A 9,704-nucleotide genomic window follows, 5' to 3' on the forward strand; every position below is an offset into this window, starting at 1 on the left:
GACTCGTCGCACAGCTCGCCGAGCGCGGCGTTGTAGCGCTGGCGCAACACGAGCAGCGTGCGGTCGCTGCCGTCGGTGAGCGCCTCGGGCGGGTACGCCGCGAGCGCCTGCGGCAGCGCCGGGTCGTCGAGCGCCTTCAGGCTCTCGTAATGGCTCTGGGCGAGGCTCGCGGCGTCCGCCTCGCGCTCGATACGCGCGCGGATGGCGCGGCCCTCGCCCGCGATGTCAGCCAGATACCGGCTGCGGTGGCCCGGAATCAGCGCCTTGGCGCGCGGCTCGCGGACGGTGACGTCGAGGTCCGGCGTCCAGCGGGCGGCGTCGAGGTCGAGTTTCTCCACCAGGCGCCGGCACAGCGACACGAACAGCCAGTTCACACCCGGGTCGTTGAATTGGCTCGCGATGGTCGGGAACACCGGCACCGCCTCGTCCGGCGCGTCGAAGGCGTGGCGGTTGCGCCGCCACTGCTTGCGCACGTCGCGCAGCGCGTCCTCCGCGCCACGCTTCTCGAACTTGTTCAGCACCACCAGTTCCGCGTAATCGAGCATGTCGATCTTTTCGAGCTGCGTGGCGGCGCCGTACTCGCTGGTCATCACGTACACGGGCAGGTCGACCAGGTCGACGATCTCGGTGTCGCTCTGGCCGATGCCGGCGGTCTCGACCACGATCAGGCCAAAACCGCAGTCGGCCAGGAACTCGATCTCGTCCTTCAGCACCGCGGACGTCGCCAGGTGCGAGCGGCGCGTGGCCACCGAGCGCATGAAGATGCGCTCATCAGCCAGCGCGTTCAGGCGAATGCGGTCTCCGAGCAGCGCCCCGCCGGTGCGCCGGCGCGTGGGATCGACCGCCAGCATGGCCACGCGAAGATCCGGAAAGTGCCGCACGAAGCGCAGCAGCAGCTCGTCGGTAAGGCTCGACTTGCCGGCGCCGCCGGGACCCGTGATGCCGACCACCGGCGGGCGCTTGGCGGCGGCCCTGGGCCACACGGCCGCAAAGCGCGTGCGCGTCGGCTCGTCGCCGTGGTGGTTCTCGATGGCGGTCAGGCAGCGCGCGATCGCCAGGTGATCCGCCGCGTCCGCCGGGCGCGTCGGCAGCGTGTCCACGCGGTGCCGGGCTGTGCGCGCGAGCATGTCGGCGATCATGCCGTCGAGGCCGAGCTGCCGGCCGTCCTCCGGGCTGTAGATGCGCTCGACGCCGTAGCCTTCGAGCTCGCGGATTTCGGCCGGCACGATGACCCCGCCGCCTCCGCCGAACACACGCACGTGCGCCGCACCGGCCTGGCGCAGCAAATCCACCATGTACTTGAAGTACTCGACGTGCCCGCCCTGGTACGAGGACACGCTGATGCCGTCGGCGTCCTCCTGCAGCGCGGCGCGGACGATTTCCTGCACGCCGCGGTTGTGACCCAGGTGAATCACCTCGGCACCCTGCTCCTGCATCAGCCGACGCATGATGTTGATGGCCGCGTCGTGGCCGTCGAACAGCGAGGCGGCGGTGACGAAGCGCAGCGGGCGGGCCGCGGGGGCGGCCTCGGCGTCGGGCGAGCGCTGGGGTTGCATGGAAGAGCTCCGTAATCGGGCCGGCGCACAGGCTGGCATGGCGCGGAATTCTAAACGGCCGTCAGGGACAGGTCCGCCCGGTCGGGCGTGTGCGCGTCAATCAACGCCGGCCGGGATCGGTGGCCTGCCTGGCGCCACAGCGCGCCGCGACAGGATGGGGGCCAGCGCCTACCGCGGCGGTTGACGCGGGTCATGGCCGACGACGGCCACAGCCCGCACGATGCCCGCGCCCCCGTCCCCGGAGAGCCGCCATGCCCATAGCCGACATCTGCAGCCGCGGCGTCATCATCGCCAGCCCGGACGACTCGCTGCGCAGCGTCGCCGAACTGATGCGTCAGCATCACGTCGGCAGCGTGGTGGTAACGCGCGACGCCAACGGCGTGGTCTACCCGGTCGGCATCATCACCGACCGCGACATCGTGCTGGCGCTGGTCGCGAAGAACGTGTCGCCGGATGCGGTGAGCGCCGGCGACGTGATGAGTGAGCCGCTCGAAACCGCCGACGAGAACGACGAGATCTGGCAGGTGCTTGAACGCATGCGCAACCGCGGCGTGCGCCGCCTGCCGGTGGTCGGCCTGCGCGGCGAGCTGATCGGCATCGTCAGCGCCGACGACCTGCTGGAACTGGTGGCCGAGGAGCTGGTGAGCCTCGCCCGCATCATCAACCGCGAGCAACGGCAGGAAGTGAGCCGCCGCAGCGGCTGAGCGCACCGGCCGGCGGCGCGCCGGGACGCCGCTTACAATTGGCCACCAGTCCCCGCCGGTGTGCTCTCAGGTGGCAATGATCGACAACGCCTGGCGCCGCTGGCGGCGCGACCTGCGCATGCGTCAGCGCTACGCGACCACGCGCCGCGACCCGTTTTACGACCTGGCAGGCGCCTATTTGCCGACCGACCCGCAAGCCATCGTGGTCGATGTGGGCGCCGGCGAGGGCGATTTTGCCGCTCGCCTGAACCTGCCGGCCCGCTACCGCCGCCTCGCCCTGCTCGACGCCAACCCCGCCAGCGTGGCGCGCCTTCAGGAGCGGCTGGGCTGTGGGCAGGCCTACCGCGCGCCGGAGCAATTGCCATTTGCGGACGGCGCGGTGGCCTTCCTGCACACCAGTCACCTGATCGAGCATCTGCCGCCGGCCGACCTGTACACCCTGGTCGGCGAGATGGACCGCGTGCTGGCCCCGGGCGGCATCCTCGCGGTCAGCGCGCCGCTGCTGTCGCCCACCTTTTACAGCGACCTGTCGCACCTGAAGCCCTACAACCCGGAAGTGCTGCACAGCTACCTGGTCGCACCACGCCGCCAGCGCACGCGGGCCGGGGTATCGCAGCAGTACACGGTACTGGAGCAGGTGTACCGGCTGAACAGCCAGAAGCCTTTTCAGGAACTCGGCTCGGACTTCGCCCCGCTCGACCTGCTGATCCAGATTGGCCGCTACGCGTTGCGCCAACTGCGCGTGCGCATCTACACCCGCACCGGCTTCACGCTGATCCTGCGCAAGCAGCCCGCGGCGCCGGCTGCCTGAGCGCGCCCCGCGCGGCATAATTGAAACGCCCGACCCGCCGGCGTGGAAGGCGACGTTTCGCGGACACATCGATCACGGCTCTGGCGCGCCAACGGCGGCGCGCCCAATCGAAGGAGGAGAACGCATGACAGCTCGACTGGAGCTTGCCTACCTGGGTTTCGAGGCGTCGGACACGACCGCCTGGGATCGGCTGCTGACGCAGGTGATCGGCCTCACGGCCAACGGGCAGAACGTCGACGGCTCGCTGGCCTATCGGATGGACGAGTTCGAGCAGCGGCTGTTCGTGCAGCAGGGGCCGGCCGACGATCTGTGCGCGCTCGGCCTGGCCGCCTACAACCGCGCCGAGTTCGACGCCCTGTGCGGGCGCCTGCGCGCGGCGGGCATCGAGCTGCAACACGGCACGCCCGAACAGCTGCGCGCCCGGCACGTGGACCATCTGGTGCTGTTCAAGGATCCGTGGGGCAACCCGCTCGAACTGTGCCTGGGCCTGAAGATTTCGCCCACCCGGTTCGGCTCCGCCGTGCAACCGGCCGGTTTCGTCACCGGCGACATGGGTATGGGCCACCTGATCGTGGTGCAGCCGGACCTCGACGCCGCGACGCGCTTCTACACCGACGTCATCGGCCTGTCGATTTCGGACACCGGCGCCGAGGAATGGGGCGGCATCGTGCTGTCCGCGGTGTTCCTGTACGCCAATCCCCGCCATCACTCGATCGCGCTGGCCGGCGGTGTGCCGGCGGTCAAGCGCATCGCGCACTTCCAGGTACAGGTGCCGAGCATCGACGATGTCGGCCTGGCCTGGGACCGCACGCGGGCTGCCGGCGTCGAAGTCACGCACTTGCTCGGCCGCCACACCGAGGGCGCGTACTCGTTCTACGGCCGCACGCCGTCCGGCTTCGAGTACGAGGTCGGCGCCGACGGCTACCGCGTGGACGAGAACTGGCGCCAGCGGCACCTGACGCGCTTCACCCTGTGGGGCCACCACGCGCCGGCCACCGGCGAGGCACCCGCCGCGTAAGGCCCCGTCCCGCCGGACACCGGCCCGGCAAGCCTGGAGAGCGCGCCATGACCAACTTCGCCTGGAGCATTTCCGGCCAGTACGCCGAGAATTGCAGCTGCGAGTACCTGTGCCCGTGCATCTTCAGCAACTCAACGGCGCTGTCGAGGCCGGCCGTGCCGGACGTGGGTGACCACTGCATCGCGGTGATCTGCCTGCATATCGAGAGCGGACAGTTCGGCACGGTGCGTCTCGATGATCTGAGCTTCATCTTCATCATCAAGACGGCGCTCGTGATGAGCCAGGGCGGCTGGACGGCGGCCGCCGTGGTGGACGCCAGGGCCAACGCCGAGCAGCGCGCGGCGCTGGAGGCCATCGTCACCGGCAAGGCCGGGGGCCCGCTGGCGATGATGCAGCCGATGATCAAGACCTTCACCGGCGTGCAGTACGGGCCGGTCGAGTTTCATATCGAACACAACCGGCGCACCGTGCGCGTGCCGGGGCTGATCGACATCGGCGTCGAGGGCTACCTGTCGCGCGTCAACAACGGCGAGCCGTTCTACCTCGACAACGTCGGCCACCCGGTCAGCCGGCGCCTCGCGCTCGGCGTCGCCACCGGCAGCCACGCGCACCTGCCGGGCATCGACTGGGACGACGACACGCACACCAACAACGGCCATTTCGCGCCGTTTGCGTGGAACGGCTCGGCGCCGCCGGTGGCCTATCGCTTCGACCGCCGCAGCGCCTGAGTCAGCCGGCATGCTGGAAGCGGTGCTGCGCCGGCAGGGCTGGATCATCGCGCTGTGCCTCGCGGGCCTCGCCACGCTGGCGTGGTGGTACACGCTTCAAATCGGTGCCCGCATGACGGCCGACATGGGCCCCATGGCCTCGCTCGGCGCGCACCGCATGGTGCTCGGACCGGACGAGGTGGCCATTACCTTTGCCATGTGGGCGGTGATGATGGTGGCCATGATGCTGCCCGCCGCACACCGGCGGTGCTGTTGCACGCCACCGCAGCCCGCCAGCGCCAGGACCGCTGGGCGCTGGCCGGGACCGGGCTGTTCGTGCTCGGCTATCTGGCCGCCTGGACGCTGTTCAGCGTCGGCGCCACCGGGGTGCAGTGGTTCCTGCACGATCTGGCGCTGCTGACCGGTGCCATGGCCATCGAATCGCGTCGCATCGCGGGCCTGGTGTTGATCGGCGCGGGTCTGTACCAATGGTCCCCGCTCAAGTACGCCTGCCTGCGCCACTGCCAGTCGCCGCTCGGCTTTTTCTTCGGCCACTGGCGAAACGGCCCCGCCGGCACCGTGCGCATGGGCTTCGAGCACGGGCTTTACTGCGTCGGCTGCTGCTGGCTGCTGATGCTGATCCTGTTCCTGGTCGGCGTGATGAACATGGCCTGGGTGGCGGCCATCGCCATCTATGTGCTGGCCGAGAAGGTGCTGCCGATCGGTCGCCGCCTGGCGCAGGCGAGTGGTGGCGTTGCCATCGGCGTCGGCGCCGTCCTGCTCGCCGGGATTTGACCCACCGCCGGCCCCTGTGGCCCTACCCGGTCTTGCTCTTCAGCAGCGCCAGGAACTCCCGCCTGAGGCTGGCGTCGGTCAGGAACACGCCCCGCATCACGCTGTTGGTCATCTTCGAGTCGGTGTCCTTCACGCCGCGCCACTGCATGCAGAAGTGATCGGCCTCCATGACCATGGCGAGGCCGTCCGGGCGCATGCGCTCCTCGAACAGGTCCGCCAGGCGCTTGACGGCTTCTTCCTGAATCTGCGGGCGGCTCATCACCCAGTCGGCCAGGCGCACGTATTTCGATAGCCCGATCAGGTTCGAGTGCTCGTTCGGCAGCACGCCGATCCACACCTTGCCGATGATCGGGCACAGGTGGTGTGAGCAGGCGCTGCGGATGGTGATCGGGCCGACGATCATCAGCTCGTTCAGGCGTTCCACGTTCGGGAACTCGGTCACGTCCGGCGCCGGCCGGTAGCGGCCGCTGAACACCTCGTTCACGTACATGCGCGCCACGCGGCGGGCGGTCTCGCGCGTGTTGTGGTCGCTGCCGGTGTCGATGACCAGCGTGTGCAGCACGTCCACCAGTTTGCCCTCGACCTCGGCCTGCAGCAGCGGCAACTCGCCGGGCTCGATGAAGGCGGCAATGTTGTCGTTGGCGTGAAAACGCACCCCGGCACGCTCAAGACGCGCGCGGATGCGATCGGAGACAGACGACTTGGCGGCGACACCGCCCGCGGGCGGCATATCGGGCTGATTCATGGGGGAACTCGATAACTCGCGATGCCCCGATGCTAAACCGAATCCCGCCGGCGGGCACGGCGCGCCGCGCGCCGGCCGCGACCGCCAACTGTGGTGCAATGCCGTCTCATCCGCCGCCTGTTTCGTGCCCCGCATGGCCATCACCCCCGACCCGCGCGACCTCGAATTCGTGTTCATCCGCGCCAGCGGCCCCGGCGGGCAGAACGTGAACAAGGTGTCGAGCGCGGTGCAATTGCGCTTCGACACGCGCGGCCACACGGCCATCGACGACGCCGTGCGCGAGCGCCTGACGCGCCTGGCCGGCCGGCGCCTGAACACCGACGGCGTGCTGGTGCTGGAAGCCCAACGATTCCGAACCCAGGAAGGCAACCGCGCCGACGCGCTGGCGCGGCTCGCGGCGCTGCTCGAAGCCGCCAGTCAGGCGCCCAAGCCGCGGCGCGCCACCAAACCCACGCGCGCCTCGCGCGAACGGCGGCTCGACACCAAACAGCAAGCGGGCGCCACCAAGCGCCTGCGCCGCAAACCGGGCCTTAACGACTGACCGTTCGTGCGGGCGTTCGTGAGAACATTTGCGCCCTTCTCGCCCGCTCCACCCAGCCGGAGACCACCATGCCGGAAGCCTATATCTACGACGCCGTGCGCACGCCGCGCGGCCGCGGCAAGCCCGACGGCGCGCTGCACCAGGTGCCGCCGATCCGGCTCGCCACCACGGTGCTGAACGCGCTGCGCGACCGTTTGCAGCTCGACACCGCCCACGTGGACGACGTGGTCATGGGCGTGGTGAGCCCGGTCGGCGAGCAGGGCTCGAACATCGCCCGCGTGGCGGCCATCGACGCCGGCTACGCCGAGTCGGTCGCCGGCGTGCAGATCAACCGCTTCTGCGCGTCGGGTCTGGAGGCCGTCAACATGGCGGCGGGGCAGGTCATGTCCGGGCAGTCGGATCTGGTGGTCGGCGGGGGCGTCGAGTCCATGTCGCGCATCCCGATGTCGTCGGCCGGCGGCGCCTGGTACGCCGACCCGCAGGTGGCCTTCCACAGCCACTACGTGCCGCAGGGGATTTCGGCGGACCTGATCGCGAGCCTGTACGGCTACTCGCGCGCCGACGTGGACGCCTTCGCCGCGCAGTCGCAGGCGCGCGCCGCCGCGGCCTGGGAAGACAAGCGTTTCGCCCGCTCGGTGGCGCCGGTGTATGCCGTGGACGGGCAGATGCTGCTCGACCACGACGAGCACCGCCGCCCCGGCACCACCGCCAACAGCCTCGCCAAGCTGCCGGCGTCGTTCGAGAAGCTCGGCGCCGACTACGGCTTCGACGCCGTGGCCCTGCAACGCTACCCGGAACTCGAACGCATCGAGCACGTGCACCACGCCGGCAACTCGTCCGGCATCGTGGACGGCGCCGCCGCGGTGCTGATCGGCAGCCGCGAGACGGGCGAGCGGCTGGGACTCAAGCCCCGCGCCCGCATCCGCGCGTTCGCCTCCATCGGCTCGGAGCCCACCATCATGCTGACCGGCCCGGCGCCGGCCACGCACAAGGTGCTCAAGCGCGCCGGCATGACGCCGGGCGACATTGATCTGTACGAAGTCAACGAGGCCTTCGCCGCCGTGGTGCTGCGCTTTGCCGACGCGGTCGGCGTGCCGATGGACCGTATCAACGTCAACGGCGGCGCCATCGCGCTCGGCCACCCGCTCGGTGCCACCGGCGCCATCCTGATCGCCACCGTGCTCGACGAGCTCGAACGCCGCGGCCTTGGCACGGGCCTGGTCACGCTGTGCATTGGCGCCGGCATGGGCACCGCCACCGTCATCGAACGCCTGTAAGGAGACCGCGATGATCGACTACCGCGTGGACGGCGACGGCGTCGCCATCCTCACCTGGGACGTGCCGGGCGCGTCCGTGAACACGCTGACCGACGCCGCCACCGCCGCCTACGTGGCGGCCGTCGAGAAGGCGCTGGCCGATCCGGCCGTGAAGGGCATCGTCGTGACCAGCGCCAAGAAGGATTTCGTGGCCGGCGCCGACGTGCAGGATTTTCTGGCCGACCGGTCGCTCGCCAAGCTCGAAGCGGCCAGCCGCGCCATCAACACGGTCTTTCGGCGGCTGGAGACGGCCGGCAAGCCGATGGTGGCGGCCATCAACGGCACGGCGCTCGGCGGCGGTTTGGAACTGGCCCTCGCCTGCCATTACCGCGTGGCGGCCGACAACCCGAAAACCCGCATCGGCCTGCCGGAAGTCACGCTCGGCGTGCTGCCGGGCGCCGGTGGCACGCAGCGCCTGCCGCGCCTGATCGGCGTGCGCGCCGCCGTGCCGCTGATGGTGGAAGGCAAGCGCCTGCCGGTGGCGGATGCGCTGAAGGCCGGCATTCTCAACGCTGTGGTGCCGGCGGCCGAGCTGATCGACAAGGCCAGGGCGTGGATCCTCGCCGGCGGCAAGGCCGAGCAGCCGTGGGACCGCAAGGGCTTTCGCGTGCCGGGCGGGGATCTCACCGACCCCGGCGTGCAGGAGTTCATGTCGGTGGCCGTGGCCAAGGTGCACGAGCGCACCGCCGGCAACTACCCGGCGCCGAAGAACATCCTGTCCTGCGTATACGAGGGCGTGTCCTCGCCCATCGACGCCGGGCTCGACATCGAGAGTCGCTATTTCGGCGTCACGGCCAGCACCGTGCAGGCCGAGAACCTCATCCGCAGTGGCTTTCTGGCGCTGAACGACGCCCGCAAGCTGAAGGCGCGCCCCAAGGACGTGCCAAAGGCCGAGTTCCGCAAGGTGGGCGTGCTGGGTGCGGGCCTGATGGGCAGCGGTATCGCGCACGCCTGCGCAACGGCCGGGCTGGAGACGGTGCTGCTGGACCGCGACCAAGCGCTGGCCGAGCGCGGCAAGGCGCACGCCGAAAAACTCCTGACGCGCGAGGTCGAGCGCGGCAAGCTCGACGACGCTGGCCGCGCGGCGGTGCTGGCCCGCATCACGCCGACCACCGATTACGCCGTGCTCGCCGGCTGCGAGCTGGTGGTGGAGGCCGTGTTCGAGCAGCGCGACATCAAGGCCGACGCCACGCGCAAGACCGCCGCGGCCACCGGCCCCGACATCCTGTTCGGCTCCAACACGTCCACGCTGCCGATTACGGGCTTGGCCAAGCACTGGCCGCGGCCCGAAAACTTCATCGGCCTGCATTTCTTCTCGCCGGTGCACCGCATGGCGCTGGTGGAGGTGATCCGCGGCGCGAAGACGTCCGACACCTGTCTCGCCCAGGCGCTCGACTTCGTGGCGCGCATCGGCAAGACGCCGGTGGTGGTCAACGACAGCCGCGGCTTTTTCACCAGCCGCGTGTTCAGCACCTACTTCGAGGAAGGCATGGCCATGCTCGCCGAGGGCG

General features: G+C 69.9%; 10 protein-coding genes. 8 read left to right on the forward strand and 2 right to left on the reverse strand.

The window, feature by feature from the left end:
* On the reverse strand, positions 1 to 1,556 hold a 1,556-nt coding region (locus AB7F93_RS13665; RefSeq protein ID WP_428303462.1), incomplete at its 3' end, for a cobalamin-dependent protein.
* Between the two features lie 251 nt (positions 1,557 to 1,807).
* On the opposite strand from AB7F93_RS13665, the gene AB7F93_RS13670 reads away from it, so the two are divergent.
* From AB7F93_RS13670 to AB7F93_RS13690, 5 genes are all read left to right on the forward strand, one after another.
* Positions 1,808 to 2,260: a CBS domain-containing protein gene (locus AB7F93_RS13670; RefSeq protein ID WP_428303463.1), complete on the forward strand. Its 453-nt coding sequence runs from the start codon at positions 1,808 to 1,810 to the stop codon at positions 2,258 to 2,260.
* A gap of 76 nt (positions 2,261 to 2,336) precedes the next feature.
* A complete protein-coding gene (locus AB7F93_RS13675) occupies positions 2,337 to 3,071 on the forward strand; it encodes a class I SAM-dependent methyltransferase (RefSeq protein ID WP_428303471.1) in 735 nt (244 codons plus the stop codon).
* A gap of 124 nt (positions 3,072 to 3,195) precedes the next feature.
* The gene (locus AB7F93_RS13680; protein WP_428303464.1) at positions 3,196 to 4,089 is read left to right on the forward strand and encodes a VOC family protein; all 894 of its coding nucleotides are present in this window, start codon (positions 3,196 to 3,198) and stop codon (positions 4,087 to 4,089) included.
* Positions 4,090 to 4,136: 47 nt separating this feature from the next.
* The gene (locus tag AB7F93_RS13685) at positions 4,137 to 4,817 is read left to right on the forward strand and encodes a DUF1326 domain-containing protein (RefSeq protein WP_428303465.1); all 681 of its coding nucleotides are present in this window, start codon (positions 4,137 to 4,139) and stop codon (positions 4,815 to 4,817) included.
* 252 nt (positions 4,818 to 5,069) lie between these two features.
* On the forward strand, positions 5,070 to 5,591 hold the full coding sequence (locus tag AB7F93_RS13690; RefSeq protein ID WP_428303466.1) for a DUF2182 domain-containing protein: 522 nt from the start codon (positions 5,070 to 5,072) through the stop codon (positions 5,589 to 5,591).
* Positions 5,592 to 5,613: 22 nt separating this feature from the next.
* On the opposite strand, the gene folE is transcribed toward AB7F93_RS13690, so the two are convergent.
* Complete coding sequence (gene folE / locus AB7F93_RS13695; protein WP_428303467.1) at positions 5,614 to 6,336, reverse strand: GTP cyclohydrolase I; 723 nt, start codon at positions 6,334 to 6,336, stop codon at positions 5,614 to 5,616.
* Positions 6,337 to 6,469: 133 nt separating this feature from the next.
* Here folE and arfB point away from each other — a divergent pair, with 133 nt between their 5' ends.
* The 3 genes from arfB to AB7F93_RS13710 all read left to right on the forward strand — a co-directional run.
* On the forward strand, positions 6,470 to 6,877 hold the full coding sequence (gene arfB, locus AB7F93_RS13700; RefSeq protein ID WP_428303468.1) for an alternative ribosome rescue aminoacyl-tRNA hydrolase ArfB: 408 nt from the start codon (positions 6,470 to 6,472) through the stop codon (positions 6,875 to 6,877).
* A gap of 68 nt (positions 6,878 to 6,945) precedes the next feature.
* On the forward strand, positions 6,946 to 8,154 hold the full coding sequence (locus AB7F93_RS13705) for an acetyl-CoA C-acetyltransferase (protein ID WP_428303469.1): 1,209 nt from the start codon (positions 6,946 to 6,948) through the stop codon (positions 8,152 to 8,154).
* Between the two features lie 10 nt (positions 8,155 to 8,164).
* Positions 8,165 to 9,704, forward strand: a 1,540-nt coding sequence (locus tag AB7F93_RS13710; RefSeq protein ID WP_428303470.1) for a 3-hydroxyacyl-CoA dehydrogenase NAD-binding domain-containing protein, incomplete at its 3' end; no start/stop codon positions are given.

It is taken from the genome of Immundisolibacter sp., assembly GCF_050250495.1.
Classification (GTDB): Bacteria; Pseudomonadota; Gammaproteobacteria; order Immundisolibacterales; family Immundisolibacteraceae; genus Immundisolibacter.

What these genes read in the sequence shown, in the direction of transcription:
- AB7F93_RS13675 (WP_428303471.1), top strand. Translation starts at nt 2,337, where the DNA reads ATGATCGACAACGCCTGGCGCCGCTGGCGGCGCGACCTGCGCATGCGT.
- AB7F93_RS13705 (WP_428303469.1), top strand. Translation starts at nt 6,946, where the DNA reads ATGCCGGAAGCCTATATCTACGACGCCGTGCGCACGCCGCGCGGCCGC.
- AB7F93_RS13685 (WP_428303465.1), top strand. Translation starts at nt 4,137, where the DNA reads ATGACCAACTTCGCCTGGAGCATTTCCGGCCAGTACGCCGAGAATTGC.
- AB7F93_RS13680 (WP_428303464.1), top strand. Translation starts at nt 3,196, where the DNA reads ATGACAGCTCGACTGGAGCTTGCCTACCTGGGTTTCGAGGCGTCGGAC.
- AB7F93_RS13670 (WP_428303463.1), top strand. Translation starts at nt 1,808, where the DNA reads ATGCCCATAGCCGACATCTGCAGCCGCGGCGTCATCATCGCCAGCCCG.
- arfB (WP_428303468.1), top strand. Translation starts at nt 6,470, where the DNA reads ATGGCCATCACCCCCGACCCGCGCGACCTCGAATTCGTGTTCATCCGC.
- folE (WP_428303467.1), bottom strand. Translation starts at nt 6,336, where the DNA reads ATGAATCAGCCCGATATGCCGCCCGCGGGCGGTGTCGCCGCCAAGTCG.